The following is a 21193-nucleotide window of genomic DNA, read 5'->3' on the forward strand; positions in this document are numbered from 1 at the left end:
GACCAGCCCTCCGGCCCAGCCAACAGCCCCCACAGCCCCGACTTTTCGAAGGACACAGCATCTTGAGCATCACCACAGCACCAACATCCTCGTCGGCGGCCACCGCCAAGGCAGTTCTGGACGCCGCCTTCCCCAACGGCCTTGGCGCGTTCGTGGCCGGCCGCGTTGCCACGGGCAGCGGAGACGCCATCACCCTCACTGCCGCCGCCACCGGCGAACCCTTCGCCACCTACGCGGACCCCGGCGCCGAGGGTGCCAACGCCATCCTGGAAAGTTCGACGGCGGGCGCCAAGGTGTGGGGCGCATTGAACGGTTTCGAGCGGGCCGCCATCCTCCGCAACGTCAGCCGCGCGGTGGAGCAGCACGCCGAGGAACTGGCCATCCTGGAATCCGCCACCACCGGCAAGCCCATCCGGGACGCCCGCGTGGAGGCCGCCAAGGTAGCGGAAATGTTCGGCTACTACGCCGGCTGGGCGGACAAGCTCACCGGCCAGACCATCCCCGTCCCGGGCAACTGGCACACCTACACCGAGCGCGTCCCGTGGGGCGTAGTCGTCGCCATCACCCCGTGGAACGCACCCATGTTCACGGCCGGCTGGAACTCCGCCGCCCCGTTGGCCGCAGGCAACGCCGTGATCATCAAGCCCAGCGAATTCACCCCGGCGTCGTCCGTTCGCCTGGCTCAAATTGCCCACGAGGCAGGCCTTCCGGAGGGCGTCTTCAACGTGGCCGCCGGGCTGGGACAGACCGTGGGCGCATCCCTCACCACTGACCGGCGCGTGGGCAAGGTCAGCTTCATCGGTTCCGTCCCCACAGGCCGCCGCGTGGCAGTGGCCGCAGCCCAGGCGGGCATTCCGGCGCTGCTGGAACTGGGCGGCAAGAGCGCCAACATCGTGTTTGCCGACGCCGATCTGGACCGGGCCGCGGACGGCGCCATCTCCGCCATCTTCTCCGGCGCGGGCCAGTCTTGCGTGGCCGGGTCCCGGCTGCTGGTGGAACGCAGCGTGCACGCCCGGTTCGTGGAAATGGTGGCCGCGAAGGCCGCGCTGCTCCGCGTGGGCGATCCCCTGAGCGCGGACACCGAGGTGGGGCCCATCATCACGCCGCAGCAGTTCGCCACTGTCACCAGCCTGATCGAGGCGGGAGTGGACGACGGCGGCCGTCGCCTCACACAGGCCACGTTGCCGGAGTCGCTGAGCGGCTCCGCGCTGAAGGGTGGCCACTGGGTGATGCCCACGCTCCTGGACGGAGTCTCCCCGGCGAACCGCTTGGAAACCACGGAGGTCTTCGGGCCGGTGGTGGGCGCCGACGCGTTCGATACCGAAGCCGAGGCCATCGCCCGCGCCAACAACACCAACTTCGGCCTGGCCGGCGCCGTGTGGACCTCGGACGTCTCCCGGGCCCACCACGTGGCACGCGAGGTCAAGGCCGGCACGTTCTGGATCAACTCCTACAAGACCATCCACGTGGCGGTGCCCTTCGGCGGCTTCGGCGATTCCGGCCACGGCCGTTCCTCCGGGCCGGGCGTGCTGGACGAGTACACGCAGGCCAAGGCCATCTGGGTGCCCACCCGCGCGGCCGGCTCCCCGTTCCCTTCGCTGTCCTACTAGGAGGCCCCATGGAAACCACCAACACACCCGGCGCTGAACCCGCGAGTACGGAAACCATCGGTACCGAAACAACCGGCACCGGCGCAACCAGCACTAACCCAACCCCGGCGGCGGGCGCCCTGCGCGCGGCCCTGGCGGACGGCGTCGAACGCTGGAAGCCCCAAGTGGAGGCGCTGGCCCGGAACATCCACGGCTACAAGGAAATCTCCTTCGAGGAAGTCCAGTCAGCAGAGGCCATCAGCGCGCTGCTGGAGGACGGCGGCTTCACCGTGGAGCGCGGCACATCCGGGCTGCCCACCGCCTTCACCGCGAGCGCGGGCAGCGGCGACCTCACCGTCGCGCTATGCGTGGAGTTCGACGCATTGGCGGGCATCGGCCACGCGTGCGGGCACAACCTGATCGCCGGAGCTTCGGTGGCGGCGGCACTGGCCCTCCAGCCGTATGTGGACGAACTCGGCATCACGCTCAAGGCCATCGGAACCCCGGCGGAGGAGCACGGCGGCGGCAAGGCGCTCATGCTGGAGCGGGGCGCGTTCGACGGCGTGGGGCTGGCGTTGATGGTCCACCCCGTCCAGGACGGGCTCACCTACAACCCCGCCGGGACGAGTGCGCAGGCCGTGGGCCGGTACAAGGCGACGTTCACCGGCAAGGCGGCCCACGCGGCGGCCGCCCCGCACCAGGGCGTGAACGCAGCCGACGCTGCCGTCCTCAGCCAGGTGGCCATCGGCCTGCTCCGCCAGCAGATCCCGTCAGACCACCGGATCGCCTGCTTCGTGGCCGAGGCCGGGCACGTCACCAACATCATTCCGGAGAAGGCCGTGGTGGAGTTCGAGTGCCGTGCCTTCACCCTGCCGGAGTTCCGTGCCCTGCTGGAACGCGTCCGCCGCTGCTTCGAGGGCGCTGCGATCGCCACCGGAACCACGCTGGAATATGAGGACACCGAGCCGCTCTACGAACCGCTGCTCCAGGATGACGACCTCGCCGCGCACTGGACCTCCGCGATGGACGCGTTCGGCAAGGACACCTCCCGGTCCTCCGGCCTCAGCGGCGGGTCCACGGACATGGGCAACATCTCCCAGGTCATCCCGTCCCTGCACCCGTGGCTGAGCATTCCCGGCGCGGACGTCCCCATCCATTCGCATGCGTTCGCCGCCCTGGCGGACACTCCCCCGGCATACGGCGTGATGTTCGAGGCAGGCACCGCCCTGGCCTGGACCGTCGCCGCCGCTGCCTCAACCCCCACCCAACGCGAACGCTTCACCCAGGCGGCATACCGCCGTCGTACTTCCCCCCAGGAAGCTGTCACCCAGGAAGGCGCATCATGAGCACTGCCAAAACAGCCCGGACCGATAAGGCCGGCACCAGGCTGACCATCCCCATCGCCGCCCTGGCGTTCGTCATTGCCCTGGCTGTCCAGTTCATTGGGCAGGCCAAGATCGATCTTGGAATCGGCGCCATCATCATCTTCCCCATGGTGTGGGGCCTGATCCTGGGCCTGCTGGTCTCGGTCCAGAAGTTCAAGCCGCTGGGCATCGACCTGCAGCGGGTGGCCGCCGCCCTGGTGGGCGTGGCGGTGCTGCTGCTGGTGGCGCGGCTGGCGTTCAACATCGGCCCCAGCCTGCCCACCCTGCTGAAGGCCGGCCCCGCGCTGCTGCTGCAGGAAGTGGGCCACCTGCTGGGCACCATCGTGCTGGCGCTGCCCCTGGCCGTGCTGCTGCGCATGGGCAAAGCCACCGTGGGTGCCACCTTCTCGCTGGACCGGGAACCGTCCTTCGCCATGGTGTCCGAGAAGTACGGGCCGGACTCGGACCAGTACCGCGGCGTGCTGGCCATGTACGTGTTCGGCACGCTGTTCGGTGCCGTGTTCATCACGCTGCTGACCTCGCTGGTGGCCAACTGGAAGATCTTCGATCCGCTGGCCCTGGCCATGGGTGCCGGCGTGGGGTCGGGTTCCATGATGGCTGCCTCGGTGGCGAGCATCACCGCCGCCTACCCGGGCGACCAGGAAGCAGTGCTGGGCATGGCCGCCGTGTCCAACCTGATCACCACCGTGCTGGGCGTCTACGTGGGCATTTACATTGCGCTGCCGCTGGCGGACAAGTTCTACCGGGCGCTGACCCGCAAGCAGGAAAGCCGGCAGGCAGTGGCAGCCGGCGCCGCCGGACCCACCGCCGGCCCCAGCGCTGCCGACCTTGAGCGTGAGGCGGCACAGGCCGAAGAAAACCGACTGTTCCGCGAGCGCGTGGCCGAATCGTCCGCCGCTATCAAGCTGCCGCTGTGGCTTTCGCTGTCCGTGCTGACGGTCCTCGGCATCGGCACGGCGTCGGTGGCGGCCAAGGGCTTCAGCCTCAGCATTGTGGGCGGCTACGCCGTGATGCTGGCGTTGGTGCTGGTCAGCATCGTGCTGGCGAAACTGACCCGGAAGATCTCAGCGATCGTCTTCATCACCACCATCGGCGCCTACATCTCCAGCCCGTGGTTCTTCGGGGCCGAGCCGCTGAACGCCGCCGTCAAGACCGTGGACTTCCTGTCCATCGCCACGGTGATGCTCACGCTGGCCGGCCTCTCCCTCGGCAAGGACATCCCGCTGCTGAAGAACATCGGCTGGAAGATCATCCCGGTGGGCCTGGTGGCCATCACGGCATCGTTCCTGCTCTCCACCGTGATCGCCGAGTTCGCCCTGGGGCTTTGGCACTGACACGCGCACGGCCCTAGCGGCACCCAACAGGAGCGGACGACGGCGGGGGCTTCCCGGCGTCGTCCGCTTCTATGCGTGCAAGCCAAGCTAGTCGCTGCCGGACGATGCTGGCACACTGGCCCCATGAACGAGGCGCTCCCACCCACCCGACGGCCCGGCATCCGCGCCGCAATGTTCGTGGACTTCGACAACGTGTTTACCGGACTGCAGGCCATCGACCCCGCAGCGGCGAAGCGCTTCGCCGAAGACCCCAAGCACTGGGCCGATGCCTTGTCCACCGGTGGATCCGGTGACGGGAACCGCCGCTTCCTGATCCGCAACTGCTACCTGAACCCGATGGTGTACTCGAAATACCGGACCTACTGGACCCGCGCGGGGTTCCGGGTGATCGACTGTCCGTCGCTGACGCAGCGCGGCAAGAGCAGCACGGACATCAACCTGGTGCTCGACGCCATGGACGCGCTGTCCGGGAGCGTGGGCATCGAGGAGTTCTTCATCGCCTCGGCCGACGCCGACTTCACGTCGCTGATCCAGCGGTTCCGCGCGGCAGACCGGATGACCACCGTGATTGCCGCGGGCGCCGTGGCATTCGCCTACCGGGAGATGGCGGACCACGTGGTGGAATCCCATGATTTCGTTTCCATCCTCACCGGCTCCACCGCGGAGCCAATCCATGCCGTCGGCTCCGCGAAGCAGCGCCAGGTTCCGGCCACTGCCACGTCGAAAGCCAAGGCAGCGTCACCGGGGGTCCGCGAGGTGCTGGAGTTCGTTCGCACCGCGCCGGGCCCGGTGGTGGGTGCGATGGTGGCGCACCGGGCACTCGCCGCAGATCCATCCCTGAAGACTGACTGGGGTGGCTTCGGAAAATTCGGGACGTGGGTTTCCCAGATCGGCAAGGACGTGGAGTACTCGGCCGTGCAGGGCGGGTGGGTGTGGGATGCCAAGCGCTTCTCCAGCGAGGACCTGCCCGCCCCGGCCTCGACGCAGCCGGGCGTCGAGGAGCAGGTAGCCCGGGTCACGGACGTGCCGGCGCTGTCGGCAGGCCAGTTCCGGCAGATCTTCCAGGCCATGGCAACCCGCCTCCAGGAGCATCCGGCCAACCGGACCGAGCTGTCCCGGCAGGTCAGGGACGATTGCGTCAGCGCCGGTGAGCCGGTCTCCCGGAACGCAGTGAGCTTCGTTCTGCAGGGACTCGATGACGCCAACTTCACGCTCACCGATGACGCGTCGGCGCAGGACCTCGCAGGAGCCTGGACGCGGTACGTGGAGGAGCTGTGCCGGGTTGCCCTGCTGGAGTTCGATGCTGCCGAGCAGCTCGCCGTCCGGCGCTGGGCCAGCGGCGGCCTGCTGGACAAGTAGCGGCCACAAGCAACGGAAGCGGACGACGGCGGGCGCATCCTTAGCGTCTGTCCGCTTCCGTTCGGTGACACGTCCGGAAAGCCGTGCGCGCCGGGGACGTTCGGCCCTACGTCCGCGGAGCGGGGCTTGGCAGAGTGGATTCGACAGGCACGCCATCTCGAGGAGGCCGGCGATGAGCAGGATCTACATTCCTTACGGGACCACCGAGGGGCAGACGGCAAAGATCGCCGAGTTCATCGCGGACGTGTTCCAGGCGCACGGCCATGACGCCGCAGCCGCGGACATCAAGGACGCCGGCGATGCCATCCCTGACGGGTACGACGCTGTCCTGGTGGGCGGGTCCGTCCACGTGGGCAAGCACGAAAAGTACGTTGGAGACTTCGTCCGAAAGAACCGCGACACCCTGGAGCGGCTGCCGTCCGCGCTGTTCTCGGTGAGCATGGCCGCGCACGGCGACACCGAAAGCGCCGAGGGCTATGTGGGGAAATTCGAGGACGAGACCGGCTGGCGGCCCGCGCAGGTGGGGCTGTTCAGCGGCGCCATCCCCTACACCCACTACGAGTTGGTCAAACGCCTCATCATGAAGCGGATCGCCAGCAGCCAGGGCTCACCAGACACGGACACGTCCCGCGACTACGTCTACACGGAGTGGGACGGCGTGAAGCATTTCGCGGAGGATTTCCTGGCGCGGCTCCAGCCGGCGAGCTGACGTCCTGTTACCGCGCTGCGGGCTCCGTCGCCTGGTTCTTCGGCGCGCGTGGCGTCGCCTGTTTCGCCTTGGGACGGCGCTTCCGCCTCCGCCGGCGGTGGCCGGGGACGACGAACGGCGGCCGCGGAGCGCCCAGCCTCGGCCCCGACCAGTAGCGCCCGCCGATCAGGATGCCAGCGAGGACGCCGTACGCCCACGCGGCCGGCATTCCCATCTGGCCGCTGGCGCCACCAACGAAAATCAGAGCGAAGAAGACGACGGGGATCACCAGCAGGAGCCCGTTCCTGACACCAAGTCGAGGCGGGAACCGGAAAAGCGCCCACCCCGCCAAGGTGGCCGCGGCCAGAACGGCAACGCTGGCCGGTGTCGGCGAGAGCAGCAGCAGTTGGACAGTTCCCATCGCCAAAAGCACCACCGCACAGGCGGCATTGATGAGCGCAAGCCGCCATCCGCCGTCGTACGTGCCGTCTTCTTTAAGGACGCGCTTGCGCGGCTGCCGGAACTCCGCGCCCGTCCCCCGCCCGGACCAAACGTGGCCCCCGATGATGCCGCCCACCAGGAACCCGACGAACCACGGCGCCGATGCCGGGATGGCCAGCCGGTCCGACACGTCGATGGAAATCAGGGTGAAGTAGTTCAGCAGGAGGGTCCATTGCATCACCACGAAAGCCCTGCCAGATTGCGAGACCACGCGGTACAGCACGAAGGCGTACACCGCGCCGATAGCGAGGAACGGCAGGGTCTCCAGAATCCTGCCTCCGGCCAGCCACGCGAACACTCCGAGCAACACCGCGATCAGGGTGCCGTAGAAAATCCGCCCGGCCCACACGTCGTTCTTCAGTAAATCCTTAACCCCCATAAGTCCAAGCGTAGGTGACCTACAGGTAGTCGCCGGCCCGTTCGCGGGCGATCTCCAGCAGTGTGGTCTGGAAGGCCACTTCGGCCGGGGCGTAGACCTTGTCCTGGCGCTGGGCGAGCAGGACCCGGCGCAGCGGCGCTTCGTCGCCGAGGCTGAGCACGCGGACGTCCGGGTGTTGAAGCGCGACGGCGGTTTTGGGCACCATGGCCACGCCCATCCCCACGCTCACCATGGCCTGGGCTTCCTGGTAGTCGTTGGCGAGGAATCCGATGGCAGGCTCGAACCCGGCGTCGTGCGCGGAACGCTGCAGGACCTCCACCACCGGGTGCGCCTCCGCACGGACAATCCAGGATTCATTGCGCAGGTCCTCCATGCTCACCTGCTCCTTGCCGGCCAGCGGGTGGCTGGCCGCCACCAGGATGACGGTGCTCTCGCGGAACACCTCGGTGACGCGGATGGAGTCGTTCTGGAACCTGTTCCATGGGTAGTCCCACAGCAGGCAGAGTCCCGTCACCCCGGACTGCAGGTCTGCCACGAGTTCGTCGAAGCGGGCGCTGCGCAGCGACAGGCTGATGGCCGGGTACCGCTTCTTGAAGGCACGGATGACGATCGGCAGGAAGGACCCCGCCAACGTGGGGAACGTGCCCACCGTCAGGGCGCCCCGCTTGAGGCCGGCGATCTGGTCCAGGTCTGACTGCGCCGCCTTCATCTGGCGCAGGATCTGGCGCGCGTGGCCGGCCAGCACCTGGCCCGCCTCGGTGGGCACCACCCCGCGGGAACGGCGGGTCAGCAGCGGCTGCCCCACTTCCTGCTCCAGCTTGCGCAGCTGCTGGGACACCGCGGACGGCGAATACATCATCAGGTCCGCCGCGGCCGTGATGGAACCCTGCTCCACTACCTCCAGCAGCACCGCCAGGCGGCGTACATCGAAAAGTTGCGTCTCGTCGTCGTGAAGCATTGCTTTACCCCTTGGCGGAATTGGTTCAAACGGTTCATACGGACCTGCATCCCTGCACTGGCAACGGCCCACCCGACACCGTAAGCAGCCGATCAACCACGCTGAGAGTCTGCAACGGCAGTGATTGAAGCAATGCTACATCCCCCTTCAATTATTGAACATTGTCTTAACTTGTGATCCGGATCAATCTTTTATCAGGGCCCCTCGAAGTACCCGAGGCAATGAGGAGATGTGAAAGACCAATGAAGATCGAAGCAGAGTGGATGCGCGGAGGCACCAGCAAATGCTGGGTGTTTGAAGCCGGCCATCTGGGCGACGGCACCAGCCTGGACTCGCTGCTCCCCCGCGTATTCGGCAGCCCGGACTCGCGGCAGATCGACGGCGTGGGCGGAGCAACCTCCACCACCAGCAAGGCCATGATCCTGCACCGTCCCGACGACGCAGACATCGACGTCGACTTCACGTTCGCCCAGGTCGGCATTGACGAGGCCGCCGTGGACTGGGGCAGCAACTGCGGCAACTGCTCCGCCGTGGTGGGCCTCTACGCCATCGAAAAAGGATGGGTGGTCCCCACCGGCGACGTCACCAAAATTGTCACCCGCAACACCAACACCGGCCAGGTCATCGTCCAGCGGGTAGCCACCCCCGCCGGCGCCCTGCCCATCGTGCCCGACGCGCAGATGCCGGGCGTCCCGTTCCCCGGCTACCGCGTGGGGCTCGGCTTCCAGGACCCCGCCGGGAAAACCACCGGCGCCCTGCTGCCCACCGGATCAGCCACGGACACCATCACCGCCGGCGGAACCCGCTGGACGGTCTCCATGGTGGACGCCGGCGCCCCCGTGGTGATTGTCCGCGCCGAGGACCTCGGCCTGGACCCCGCCCGGTACGAAAGCTGGCTGCCCGGCGTCGAACTCCAACTCGACACCCTGGACCAGATCCGCCGCCAGGCCGCCGTCCGCATGGGCCTGGCCGCCACCACGGCGAGCGCGGCGCGGGCCATCCCGAAGCTTGCCATCGCCGCAGCCCCTCCTGCGGGTTCAGCTCCGGCGGGTTCGGCTCCGGCAGGCTCGGCTCCGACAGGAGCAGACGCCAGCGACCTCAACGTCATGATGCTCTCGATGGGCCGGCCCCACCCGGCGCTGGCCATCACCGGCAGCATCGCGTTGACCCTGGCGGCCCGCACGCCGGGCACCGTCCTGCACCAGATGACAGGCGGCACCCAGGGCGCCGCGCTGAAGCTGCGGACCCCCGCCGGGGTCCTCGAAACCTGGACCGAAGAGAACGGCGATGGAGTGCTCGTCGGCGTCGACCGCACGGCCCGGACCATCGCCACTACCGTTATCCACCTCCCCGAGGCCCTCGGCAACGCTGCCGCAGAAGCCCTCGCGGGAGCCACTCGATGAGGAGTACCCGCCATGACTAACACCGTGCAGCAGCCCACCGAAACCGTTGAGGAAACCCGGGACCAGCAGTCACCGGAGCAGCGGTCACCGCGCCCCAACCGCCGCCGCCGTATCCTGCTGATGGCGGTGGTGGGCATCACCCTCTTGGGTGCGCTTGCCCTGTTCCTGGCGGGAGGCGTCTTCAACCAGGCGCCAACCGCAGGATCGGAGCCGAGCATGACCGCAGTGCAGATCATCCCGCTGATCATCCTGGTGGTGATGTTCGTCGTCGCCACCAAATGGCCGCTCAACATCGGCGTGATGGGGCTGGTAGCGTCCTTCGGCGTCGGCTATTTCATGCTCGGCATGGATGACAAGGAAATCCTGGCGGACTTCCCCGCCAACATCGTCATCACCATCATCGGCGTTACCTACTTCTTCAGCATGGCGCAGCGCAACGGCACCATCGACATCATCGTCCAGACCTGCGTCCGCCTGGTCCGGGGCAAGACGCTCCTGCTCCCCTGGGTGTTCTTCCTGATGGCCGCAGCCCTGACCTCGCTGGGCACTTTCTCCCCCGCCGCCGTCGCCCTCCTGGCACCTGCTGCCATCGGTCTGGCGTACGAGTCCCGCATCCACCCGGTAGTGATGGGCGCGTTCCTCATCAACGGCGCCCACGCCGGCGGTTTCTCCCCGCTCTCCGTGGCCGGTGTGCTGGTGCACGACATCGCCGTGAAGAACGGCTTCCCCATCTCGCAGGGCGCACTGTTCACCGCCAGCTTCGCGATCAACCTGATCCTCTCCATCCTGACCGTGGTGCTGTTCGCCCTGCTGGGCAAGCTGCGCGAAGGCGACGGCCGGCACGCCGATCTCGAAACCGGCAGCACCGGCCGCCCGCACGGCCAGCAGATCCTCACCCTGGTGCTGATCGTTGCCATGCTGGTCTGCGCGCTGGGCTTCCACATGCCCATTGGCTTCGTGGCCCTCTCCGCTGGCCTCCTGCTGGCCCTGGTGAACATCAAGGAACACCAGACCTTCATCGGCGGGGTCTCCTGGTCCACCGTCCTGCTGGTGGCCGGCATGATCACCTACGTTTCCCTCCTGCAGCACGTGGGCGTCATCGACACCCTCGCCGAGCAGGCCCTCGCCCTGGGCGCCCCGCTGCTGGTGGCACTGGTGCTCTGCTACGTGATCGGCGTCGGCTCGGCCTTCGCCTCCTCGACGGCACTGCTCACCGCATTCATCCCGCTGGCCGGACCGCTGCTGGCCACCAGCTCGCTGAGCGCCTCCGGCACGGTGGCTGCCCTGGCCATCGCGGCCACTGTTGTGGACGTCTCCCCGTTCTCCACCGACGGCGCCCTGGTGGTGGCCAACGCCCGTGAGGACGACCGCCAGCGCGTGTACAAGCAGCTGATGATGTACGCCGGCGGCGTGGTGCTGGTTGCCCCGGCACTGGCGTGGGCCCTGCTGGTTCCCACAGGCATCATGTAAACCCGGATGCCGCTCCCGCACTCCCTTCGCAACAGGAACCCCGAAAGTCGGGCGCAGGAGCGCGCATCCGTCAGCCAAAAGGCAGGACCCACCACGGGTCCTGCCTTTTGGAATTGGTGCGGGACCGCGGGACCGGGCTCAGCGGGTCCTGGCTCAGCCTGTCCGGGCACCGTATGTGTGCGCGGTCGCACACCCCTCCCACCCCGGCTCCGCCATCCCCGGTCAGTAGAGTTGCAGGGCACACAAAGCACCGAACAGACCGATACGACACACGATGAGCGTCCGAAACAGCAGTCTGAGCGTTGCAGAGGGCGCAAAAGGGGAAATTGGGGACATGTCCGCCACACCAGGCACAAGGACCATCAGCAAACCACCGGGGCAGCCGCCCGAAACGGGGACAGCGCCAGCCGGGAAGGCGCCGGACGGGAAAGGCACGGGGCAACCGCCCGGGGCCGCCAACCACAAGGTCACCCCGTGGGTGTTCTGGCCCGCAGCAGCCATCATCTTCCTGTTTGTCCTGTTCGCCACGATCTTCCCTGCGGCCGCCACGGATCTGTTCGGCACCATCCAGGGCAACGTCATCAAGTGGTTCGGCTGGTACTACGTGGCGGCCATTGCCGTGTTCGTGGTGTTCGCCCTGTGGATCGGCCTGAGCCGGTACGGCGACATCAAGCTGGGCAAGGATGAGGACGAACCCGAGTTCTCGGTGATGTCCTGGTTCGCTCTCCTGTTCGCTGCCGGAATGGGCATCGGGCTGGTCTTCTTTGGCGTGGCGGAGCCGCTGAACCATTTCGCCTCCCCGCGCCCGGGCCTGGAGGGCTCGCCGCTGGTCCTGGCGCAGCATGCAATGACGCAGACGTATCTGCACTGGGGCCTGCATGCCTGGGCCATCTACGTGGTGGTGGGAGTGTCCATCGCCTATACGGTGCACCGGCGGAACCGTCCCATCTCCATCCGCTGGACGCTCGAGCCACTGCTGGGCCGGCGCCGGGTTGCCGGCGCCTGGGGCAACGTGATCGATGTTGTGGCTTTGGTAGGCACGCTCTTCGGCGTGGCCACCTCGCTGGGACTTGGCGTCCTGCAGATCTCGTCCGGCCTGGAGCAGGCCAACATCGCCGAGGCCACCACCATGACGCAGATCGGCCTCATCCTCTGCATCATCACGCTGACCATCATTTCGGTGGTGTCCGGGGTGGGCAAGGGCATGAAGTGGCTCTCCAACATCAACCTGATCCTGGCCGGGCTGCTGCTGCTGGTGGTGCTGTTCACCGGCCCCACGCTGTTCCTGCTGCGCGAGTTCGTGCAGTCGATCGGCCACTACCTGCAGAACGTCCTGGGCCTGACGTTCAACACCATGGCCTTCTCCGGCGCCGAGGGTGAAGCCTGGCAGGCAGCGTGGACCACGTTCTACTGGGGCTGGTGGATTTCCTGGGCGCCGTTCGTGGGCATCTTCATCGCCCGCATCTCCAAGGGGCGCACGGTCCGGCAGTTCGTGGGCGGCGTCCTCCTGGTACCCACCACCGTGGGCTTCCTCTGGTTCTCGGTGCTGGGCGGCTCGGCCATCCACCGCGAACTGTTCGGCGCCGGCGGCCTGGTCAGCGGCGACGGCACCGTGGACACCGAAGGAGCCCTCTTCAGCCTCCTGGGCAGCCTTCCCGGCGGCGGCGCCCTCACCGTAGGCGCCATCCTGCTGATCGCCATCTTCTTCATCACCTCCGCGGATTCCGGCGCGCTGGTGATGGGCATGATTTCCACCGGCGGCGACGTTGAACCGCGGAACTGGCTCCGCATCTTCTGGGCCCTGGCCTCCGCGGCCGCTGCCATCGCCCTGCTCCTGGCCAACGGCCTCGAAGCGATCCAGACGGCTGCGATCCTGACGGCGGTGCCGTTCAGCGTGGTCATCATCCTCATGTGCATCTCCACGGCGAAGGCGTTCCACCTGGAGCACGCAACCCTGATGCGGGCGCAGCGGAAACTGGCCCGCGACCAGATGACAGCCCACGTCACCGAGCACGTGCAGGAGACGATGGCCGATTCGGTCCAGGAGCACTACCAGGAGCATCTGGCAGACCAGGTCCAGGACCAGATCAGCGAAGCCGTGGAGGCCCAGTTGAGCGAGCGGGCGGCCACCGAGGCTTCCGAACCCGATGCACCGGCCCGCGAACCGGTCGCCGGGCGGAGCAAACGCTAGCCGGACTCCGGCAAGTAAGCGGGACAGGAAGCGTACGACGGCGGGTGCCCACCCGGCGTCGTACGCTTCCTCATTGGTGCGTGGGGCCGCAGCCCGCAACCGGCGCTGGTTCGTAACGCTGCACCGTGCTGGAAGCTCCGGCTAGGATCGCGGCATGGGGTCAACGGGGGAATTGTTCGAGGGAGAACCAAAAGTATTGCCGGAGCCCATGGCGCGCGGCAGTGCGACCTACCAGCTGGCGTCGGACCCGGCTCCGTCCGTCAGGCACCTTGCTGGCTATGAGCCGTTCGTCGAGTTCTGCACGGGCCAGGGCGTCGAGGCCGCGGAGCTTGCCGCGGATCCCGCCAGGCTCTTTCGGTACCTGCGTGACGTCGCTCAGGACATCGCGGCCGACGCAGCCCTCAAGCAGGCGGCGGGCGTGTTTGCGGGCAACGCCCTCGCCCGGGCCAGGCCGGATGCGGAATGGACAGCGTACGAGGGCGCGCCCGCCATGGTGGGAACGGACGAACTGCGGTTCGAAGTGGGCCGCCTGCTCGACGCCCTGCGCGAAGTGGACGAGGCAACGCTCCAGGGGTTCATCGCCAAGGTGTCCGAGTGGGCCGGAGACCGGCCCGACGCGCCGATGGTGCAGCCGCAGCCGGCATCCCTGCCAGCAGCCCGCGCCTATGTCCGGCCCGTCCTCCCGGAGGCTACGTACTACGCGGAAGACGGCACTGTCATTCCGTACGGCCGGAGGTGGGGCGACGGACCGCCGGACACGGATTCGTACAGCGTGACCAGCCACACCGAGAGGTTCGCGGGGCTGCACCTGGTGGCCCGGGCCCTCATCAATCACCTGGTGGCCGTGTACGACGTGGAGGTCCGCGAGGACAATGCGGTGGCTGCAGACCTGGTGGTGGATGTCCGGGACGTGGTGGCCCCCATCAGGGTCACGCCGCGGGCTGCCGGCGCCGCCCCGCTGACCTTTGTGCTGACCGGTTTTCCGGGAGTTGTGGTCCACGCCGGGGTGTTGCACGACTTTCCTTTTCCCGTGTGTGGCTGCGATGCGTGCGACGAGACCGTTCTGACGGAGGCGGACAGGCTGGAGCGGATGGTTCTCAGCGTGGTGGCCGGCGGATATGCCGAACGCTACCCGGTGGGACGCCGGCGCTGGCGGGAATATGCACTGACGGCGTTCGACGGGTCCGGCGCTGAAAGCGGCAAAGGCGAGCCCGGCCCCATCGACGAAGCCAGGCTCAGCGAGGCGGAAATCCAGCTCAGGGACGTCCCGGGCGGCTGGGAACCCTGGCCGCTGCGGGAGCGCTGAGCACCGGGGCACGGCACTGCCGGAAAGCGTACGACGCCGGGTGCCTACCTGGCGTCGTACGCTTTCTGTTTTGGTGCGTGCGGCCGAAGCCCGCAAACGGCGCACCGCTACACTGGCGGATACCAGCCATCACAGGGGGAAGTGCAGTGCTGAACAATTTTCGCGAGGCAGCAGAGGCCAGGCGGGCAACCCAGGGCCGCCGGCTGTACGGCTACGTTTCCGCGGCCATCATTGTCGTTTTGATCCTGGCGGTCATTTTCTGGAGCATGCCACTGTGGCTGTTCACCGCCATCCTGGTCGCCGGGATAGCGCTCGACATCGTGCTGCTCCGCAAGTGGATCAACCAGGACCTTCTTAGCCAATCCAGGGCCGGTCAGCAGCGCCGGGGTCTTGCTGACCGGGAACCCGGCCCGGAACGCAGCGTCACACAACGTGACGGCACCCGTATCCGTACGGGCAACGCCCTACCCTTGACACGTGACTTTGACTAAGACGCGCACCGCCGCCGCAAGCTCCCTCGCCGCCGCCGGTCTCCTGTTGACCCTCGCCGCCTGTTCCACGCCGGCCGCCACCCAGCCCGCCTCCTCCGCCCCCGCCTCCTCCGCGAGCGCGTCCGCCAGCGCCGACGCCGGCCCCTGCAAAGGCGTGAAGGTCATCGTCGATTCCGCTTCGCTGGACCAGGCCGCCGCGGACATCTCCGTTTGCGTGGACGTGGCCGGAGCCACCCTGGCCTCGGACGTGCTGGGCAAAGCCGGCGTGAAGATCGAGGGCACCGCCAAGTACCCCACGAGCTTCGCGTGCCGCGTCAACGGTGTGCCCGCCGCGGACTTCGACATCAAGCACAAGGGCGGCACTACCCGCGAAGCGTGCGATGACAAGAACACCGTCTCTTATTGGGCGCTCTGGGTGAAGCCCGCCGCCGGCACGTGGGGTTACGCGCAGGAAGGCCTGGACAGCCTGAAGCTCAACCCCGGCGAGAGCCTTGAACTGCTCTACACGGTGGACAACGAACCGGCAGCCCCCTCGGCATGACCTTCCGGCCCGCGCCGTTACGCGCAGCGGTGGTTCTCGCCGTTGTGTTTATCGCGGTGCGGGTCATCTACCGCGTTCTCTTCAACGGGGCGGGCCTTGGTGCACCGCTCCTGCTCGACCTGCCCCCGCTGCGCCTGCCGGCCCCCTACGCTCATGTGGTCCTGCTCGGCCCGGTCTCGGCGCCGGGGGTGTGGGCGGCAGTCGTTTCCGCCCTCCCGATTGCCGCGACCATCCTCACCTTCGGCCTGCTGAACGCCTGGGTGGACGTGGCCCGCGGCTTCGTGCACCTGGCCCGCCGCGGCCCCCTGCAGGGCATCGCCCGCATGCTCGTGGTGGCCTGGTCGGCCCTCCCGGCGCTTGCCGACGCCGTCACGTCCGTCCGCCTGGCTTTCCGGTTGCGGGGCGAACGGTTCGGTCCGCGCGCCCTGGTGCCGATCCTGGAGCGGACGCTGGAGCACGCCGGCCGGGTTGCCGCCGCCCTGGAGCTGCGCGGCTTCGGCAGCCGGGGTTCTTCCGTTTCCGTGGACGACGACGGCGGCCCGCTTCAGGTGCGTGACGCCAAGTTCCGCATTGGTGACACTGAGCTGGGCGTGGCTGACTTCCAGCCGCGCCCCGGGACAGTGTCGGTGATGACCGGGCCCACCGGCTCCGGCAAGTCCACCATCCTGCGGGGCATCGCCGGGCTCCTTTCGCATGTTGACGGCGGCGGGGTGGCCGGGACGGTGCGCGTGGGCGGGCTGGACCGGGTGTCGACGCCGCCGCGGGAGACGGCCCGGGTTGTTGGGGTGGTCCTGCAGAACCCCCGTGCCGCATTCGCCACCACCCGGGTCCGGGACGAGATCGCGCTGGCCCTTGACCTCCGCGGTGTTTCAGCGGCCGATTCCAAGGCCCGGGTGCAGGAGGTGGCGGACCGCATCGGCGTTTCAGCCCTTCTGGACCGGACCATCAGCACGCTCTCCGCAGGCGAGGCGACGCTGGTGGCCATCGCCGCCGTGGTGGTGGAACAGCCGGCCCTGCTCCTGGTGGACGAGCCCCTGGCCGACCTCGACACCACAGCACGTGCCCGCGTCATCGCCGTGCTCCATGCCCTCGCCCGCGACGCGGGTGTCTGCGTCATCGTGGCCGAACACCGGGCCGAGGCATTGGCCCCCATCGCCGATTCGTGGTGGACCATCCGCGGCGGCGCACTGGTTCCGGGCGCGGCTCCGGCGGCTACTCCCGCCCTTGAGGCTCCTCCCGTCGTCCTTCCTGACCCGGCTGCCGTGACCGTACTGGCCGCGGAGAACCTCGCCGTGCACCGCGACGGCAAACCGCTGGCGCAGGACGCGTCCTTGACCCTGCGCCGCGGCGAAGTGGTGGCGCTGGTGGGCCCGAACGGTGCCGGAAAGTCCTCTGTCCTCGTGGCGCTGGCGCTCAGTAACGTCAAAGGCGGCCGGGGTAAGGCCGACGGGGGAACGATCAATTTTGGATTAGGCGACGGCGGCAGGGTGGCGCTGGTGCCAGACGCCTCGGACGACCTCTTCACCAGGGATACCGTGGCGGGCGAGCTCAAGGCGGCTGAACGGCGCCTGGCCCGGCGGAAGAACGCCGCACCGCTGCCGGCCGGCTATGCCGCACAGCATCTTGCCCGGCTGCGCGGGAATGCAGGCATGCCGATCGGGCACGAGCATCCCCGGGACCTCTCCGCGGGTGAACGCAGGATCCTCGCCATCGCGCTGCAGACAATGGACCGGCCCCAGGTCCTCCTCATCGACGAGCCAACACGCGGGCTTGACCCGGCAGCCCGTTCGGCGGTCGCGGCGGCCTTGCGTGCTGCGGCGGGCGACGGCGCAGCAGTCCTGATCGCCACCCACGACCACTCCTTCGCCCACGGCCTCGGCGCCCAGATCCTGCCAATGCGCGACGGCGTCGCGCCCGCGGTTGAGTTGGCGCCGGCAGAATCCGAGGCCGCCGTCACTGCCATCACCGCCCAGCCGTTCAACGCACCCCGCTTCCGCGACAGGTTGCCGGACGTCCCGGCCCGTAAGACGTCGCACCGCCTCCGGATGCCGCGGCCCGTTGAGCTTGCCGTCCTGGCCGGCGCTAACCTCCTGGCGCTCGGCGCCTTCTGCTGGCCCCTGCTGGCGGCGGCCCTCCCAACGGATGCTGCCGCAGCCCTCCCCTACGCGGCCCTGGCCATCGCACCCGTGGCGGCTGTCGCCGTCGTGGTTCTGCTGGATGGTTCGGTGCGCTCGGCCCATACCGTCGCACTGCTCGGCGTGCTGGCAGCGGTGGGGTCTGCGGTGCGGGTGGCGAGTACCGGCGTCGGGGGCGTGGAGGCGGTGTTCATCCTGCTCGTCCTCGCAGGCCGCGCGTTCGGTGCCCGGTTTGGCCTGCTGCTGGGTGCTGCGACCATCGCGCTGTCGAGTGCGCTGTGGGGCGGGATCGGGCCGTGGACGCCGTTCCAGGTTTTCGCGTGTGCGTGGGTGGGTGCCGGGGCCGGGCTGCTCCCCAAGAAGGTGCGCGGGAAGGCCGAACTGTGGATGCTGTGCGGCTACGGGGTTGTGGCGTCGTACCTGTTCGGGCTGCTGACCAACCTGTGGTTCTGGCCGTTCGCCGTGGGTGCCGGCACCGGGATCTCGTACGTGCCGGGCGCGCCGCTGGGCACCAACCTCAGCAGCTTCCTGCTGTACTCGCTGCTGACCTCGACGGCGGGGTGGGACACCCTGCGGGCCGTGACCACCGTCGTCGGAATCATTGTGGTGGGCCGGGCCATTCTCGCCGCGCTGCGCCGGGTGAAGCCGGTCTCTGGCGGGATTGCTAAAAAACGCGCCCAGGGCGTCCACGCGCCTGAACCATCCACGAATGGGACCCCGCACCAGTTCACTTCCTAGGGTTTGCTGAGCTATTCAGACGGCAGACAAGCCCCCCTAATCAATCACGATGGAAAAAATAGGGGAGTCTCGCTACGCAAATTGTTCTATTCCCGGATTAGCTTTTAGGTAGCCGTCTTCCGCGGCTGCCGGCCGAGAGTTAGGACTGAATTCAATGGAGAGCAGAAAACTTCCAGCCCCGGCAATTCTTCCCAATATCACTGCTGTTTCCCTGTCCGCGCTGTTGCTCGCCGGATGTACCGCGCCAGTCGCGTCACCACCTCGGGACAGTCCACCGACAACATCTGCCACGGTGACGCAACAGCCGTCACCAACCAGCCCTGCCCCCAGTCCTTCGCCGACGACTGCACTGCCCACGTCATCGGAGCGGGCGGCGCCTACATCCTGGCCGGAAGTGGTGGCCGAAGTGCAGTCCGGGGTGGGACAACTGAGCGTCACAGGCTGCGCCGTGAACTCCACCGGCACTGGATTCCTGGTCGCTCCCGATCTCGTGGTCACTGCGGCCCACGTGGTTGACGATGCTGCAGCCATCAGCATCGACTTTGGCGGCACCTCGGTGGGCGGCGTGATCTTGGGGTTCAATGAACTTGCAGACCTGGCACTGGTTCGCCTGGAATCTAAAGCGGCAGGCCATCAGTTCCAGTTTCAATCCTCGGAGCCACCAATCGGAACCGAAGTTGCCGCCCTCGGCTTTCCTCAGAGAGAGTCGCTAACCCTTACCAGAGGTGTTGTCAGCGGGCTGAACCGCGATATCAACTTCGGGAGCGGAGTTATCGGCAACATGCTGCAAACTGACACCGCAATCAATCCAGGAAACAGCGGTGGACCTCTGCTGAACCTGGAAGGGAAAGTCACCGGAGTGGTCAGCGCAACCCGGAAGGACTCGGAAGGCATGGCCTACGCGGTCACCGCACCCAGAGTCACTGAAGCGGTATCAGAATGGCAAAAACGGGGAGTACCGATGGCACCCGTTGATTGCGGGGAGGCTCCCGCGCCAAATTCCGGGATATTCCCCATGAAGGTCAGCTCGAATCATGATCAGGCCAGCAACATCGGCCAGGCCTTGCTACTGCACGGCCAAGGCATCAACCGCGGCGCTTACTCTGCAGCTTTCAAACAATTCACACCGGAGCTGGGGGCAAGTTTCGGTGGCGAGGCAAAGTGGAGTGAAGGACTCGGCTCGTCTTACTGGACGAAGCTCGAGGTAGTCAACGTGACAGGGGCGGGAGATTCCCTGGAAGCCAACGTTCTTTTGCAGACACGACAGGATGCCGGACATGGAGTCGATGGACAAACCTGTTCCAATTGGCGAATCACCTACACCATCGTGTGGGACGGAGCAGCTTGGCGCATAGCCGGAACTTCCTTGCCTCACGGCAAGCCCCAACCCTGCAGCTAGGACTGCCGTCCTCGGGAATCACAGCGCCGACGGGGCAGCGGCGGCAGCTTGGGAAAAGCTGCAGCGCGAACAAAAGAGCGGACGACGGCGGGTGGGCACCCGCCGTCGTCCGCTTCTTTAGCTCTGACGCTTCAGGTCAGGCGTTGGTTTTACGTTTCAGCCAGCCCCATACGGCCGTGGCGACGAACAGGACCAGGCCGATGATGGCCAGCCACAGCAGTCCCTTCACCACGAATCCGAGGACGGAGAGGACAAGCCAGATGATAAGCAATGTGATGATAATTCCCATACGGGAAGCTTAGGCCCTCTGAGCAGCGGAAACGGGCACCAACTCACATCATGAAGTACTTGGCCTCCGGGTGGTTGGACCGCGTCAGGAAGTAACGGGCTGGATCGGCACAGCCTTGAAGGTCATAGTGGGAGGATCCTTGGGATTCGTTGTTTCCCGTGGATAGTCTGGGACTAACGCCACCCGACGGAGGGTCAGTGAGAATGTGATCGAAGCAGTTGCTGCGGTAATCGGCCGGAACAACGTGACCATATCCGGGCGGGATGATGGGCCCGTGATGATGTTTGCCCACGGTTTTGGCTGCGACCAGGCGATGTGGCGGAAGCTGCGGCCCTATTTCGCTGATGATTACCGGCTGGTGCTTTTCGACCATGTGGGTGCAGGACACTCGGATATCAGCGCCTATGACTGGGAGAAGTACGGGTCCCTCAACGGGTACGCCTCGGACCTGCTGGAGATCTGCGCCGCCCTTGAACTGGAGGACGTCATCCTGGTGGGCCACAGTGTCAGCACGATGATCGCCGTGTCCGCCGCAGTACAGGACCCCAACCGTTTCTCCCACCTGGTCCTGCTTGCTCCTTCGCCGCGCCATACGGATGACCCGTACGACGGTTACGTGGGCGGGTTCTCGCGGGAAGACATCGAGGGCCTGCTGGCATCCCTGGACAGCAACTATTTCGCCTGGGCCGCGGCCTTGGCGCCCATGGTCATGGGCAACCCGCAAGAGCCGGACTTGGCGGAAGACCTGCGGGCCAGCTTCTGCCGGACAGATCCGACCATCGCACGGCATTTCGCCGGGGTAACCTTTTTCTCCGATACCCGGCCTGAACTGAGAAAGGTGCGCACCAGCTGCCTGATTCTGCAGTGCTCGGACGATCGGCTTGCCCCGCCGGAAGTGGGCGCCTACCTGCACAAGAATCTGGAACACAGCACCCTGGTGCAGCTTCAGGCCACCGGGCACTGCCCCCACCTCAGCGCTCCGGAGGAAACGGCCCGGGCGATTCTGCAGTACCTCGACACCCGCTCGTGACGGCCGC

General features: G+C 67.2%; 17 protein-coding genes. 14 read left to right on the forward strand and 3 right to left on the reverse strand.

Annotated features, from left to right (window positions below):
* Nucleotides 1–62 precede the first annotated feature (62 nt).
* From BLT71_RS18620 to BLT71_RS18640, 5 genes are all read left to right on the forward strand, one after another.
* Entirely contained in the window at nt 63–1610 is a 1548-nt protein-coding gene (locus tag BLT71_RS18620) for an aldehyde dehydrogenase family protein (RefSeq protein WP_091723241.1), read from the forward strand.
* 8 nt (nt 1611–1618) lie between these two features.
* Nucleotides 1619–2935 (forward strand): M20 family metallopeptidase, encoded by a 1317-nt coding sequence (locus BLT71_RS18625; RefSeq protein ID WP_231994366.1) that lies wholly within the window; start codon nt 1619–1621, stop codon nt 2933–2935.
* Complete coding sequence (locus BLT71_RS18630) at nt 2932–4308, forward strand: DUF3100 domain-containing protein (protein WP_091723243.1); 1377 nt, start codon at nt 2932–2934, stop codon at nt 4306–4308. Before BLT71_RS18625 ends, BLT71_RS18630 begins: the two co-directional genes overlap by 4 nt.
* A gap of 123 nt (nt 4309–4431) precedes the next feature.
* Nucleotides 4432–5667, forward strand: coding sequence for an NYN domain-containing protein (locus BLT71_RS18635; RefSeq protein ID WP_091723244.1), 1236 nt, complete (start codon nt 4432–4434; stop codon nt 5665–5667).
* Nucleotides 5668–5839: 172 nt separating this feature from the next.
* Nucleotides 5840–6376 carry a flavodoxin domain-containing protein gene (locus BLT71_RS18640; RefSeq protein ID WP_091723246.1) on the forward strand — a complete coding sequence of 179 codons (537 nt, stop codon included), beginning with the start codon at nt 5840–5842 and terminating at the stop codon, nt 6374–6376.
* Between the two features lie 7 nt (nt 6377–6383).
* On the opposite strand, the gene BLT71_RS18645 is transcribed toward BLT71_RS18640, so the two are convergent.
* Nucleotides 6384–7235, reverse strand: a complete 852-nt coding sequence (locus tag BLT71_RS18645) for a hypothetical protein (protein WP_091723248.1) — start codon at nt 7233–7235, stop codon at nt 6384–6386.
* Nucleotides 7236–7254: 19 nt separating this feature from the next.
* Entirely contained in the window at nt 7255–8193 is a 939-nt protein-coding gene (locus BLT71_RS18650) for a LysR family transcriptional regulator (protein WP_091723250.1), read from the reverse strand.
* 242 nt (nt 8194–8435) lie between these two features.
* Here BLT71_RS18650 and BLT71_RS18655 point away from each other — a divergent pair, with 242 nt between their 5' ends.
* The 8 genes from BLT71_RS18655 to BLT71_RS18690 all read left to right on the forward strand — a co-directional run bounded on the left by BLT71_RS18655 (nt 8436) and on the right by BLT71_RS18690 (nt 19867).
* On the forward strand, nt 8436–9596 hold the full coding sequence (locus BLT71_RS18655) for a PrpF domain-containing protein (protein WP_091723251.1): 1161 nt from the start codon (nt 8436–8438) through the stop codon (nt 9594–9596).
* 12 nt (nt 9597–9608) lie between these two features.
* The gene (locus BLT71_RS18660; RefSeq protein WP_390896688.1) at nt 9609–11066 is read left to right on the forward strand and encodes an SLC13 family permease; all 1458 of its coding nucleotides are present in this window, start codon (nt 9609–9611) and stop codon (nt 11064–11066) included.
* A 334-nt stretch (nt 11067–11400) separates the two neighbouring features.
* Nucleotides 11401–13257, forward strand: coding sequence for a BCCT family transporter (locus BLT71_RS18665; protein WP_231994367.1), 1857 nt, complete (start codon nt 11401–11403; stop codon nt 13255–13257).
* 208 nt (nt 13258–13465) lie between these two features.
* A complete protein-coding gene (locus tag BLT71_RS20850; RefSeq protein WP_231994368.1) occupies nt 13466–14563 on the forward strand; it encodes a DUF6226 family protein in 1098 nt (365 codons plus the stop codon).
* A gap of 146 nt (nt 14564–14709) precedes the next feature.
* Nucleotides 14710–15054: a hypothetical protein gene (locus tag BLT71_RS18675; protein WP_091723255.1), complete on the forward strand. Its 345-nt coding sequence runs from the start codon at nt 14710–14712 to the stop codon at nt 15052–15054.
* Nucleotides 15041–15595: a hypothetical protein gene (locus BLT71_RS18680; protein WP_157693503.1), complete on the forward strand. Its 555-nt coding sequence runs from the start codon at nt 15041–15043 to the stop codon at nt 15593–15595. The genes BLT71_RS18675 and BLT71_RS18680 overlap by 14 nt, the downstream gene beginning before the upstream one ends.
* On the forward strand, nt 15592–18468 hold the full coding sequence (locus BLT71_RS18685; protein WP_091723258.1) for an ATP-binding cassette domain-containing protein: 2877 nt from the start codon (nt 15592–15594) through the stop codon (nt 18466–18468). Before BLT71_RS18680 ends, BLT71_RS18685 begins: the two co-directional genes overlap by 4 nt.
* Nucleotides 18469–18916: 448 nt before the next feature.
* On the forward strand, nt 18917–19867 hold the full coding sequence (locus tag BLT71_RS18690; protein ID WP_231994564.1) for a S1C family serine protease: 951 nt from the start codon (nt 18917–18919) through the stop codon (nt 19865–19867).
* A 136-nt stretch (nt 19868–20003) separates the two neighbouring features.
* Here BLT71_RS18690 and BLT71_RS20455 read toward each other — a convergent pair whose 3' ends face one another.
* Nucleotides 20004–20156, reverse strand: a complete 153-nt coding sequence (locus BLT71_RS20455) for an LPXTG cell wall anchor domain-containing protein (protein WP_157693504.1) — start codon at nt 20154–20156, stop codon at nt 20004–20006.
* Between the two features lie 205 nt (nt 20157–20361).
* Here BLT71_RS20455 and BLT71_RS18695 point away from each other — a divergent pair, with 205 nt between their 5' ends.
* Nucleotides 20362–21186, forward strand: a complete 825-nt coding sequence (locus BLT71_RS18695; RefSeq protein ID WP_091723261.1) for an alpha/beta fold hydrolase — start codon at nt 20362–20364, stop codon at nt 21184–21186.
* Nucleotides 21187–21193: the final 7 nt, after the last annotated feature.

It is taken from the genome of Pseudarthrobacter equi (genome assembly GCF_900105535.1).
GTDB lineage: Bacteria > Actinomycetota > Actinomycetes > Actinomycetales > Micrococcaceae > Arthrobacter > Arthrobacter equi.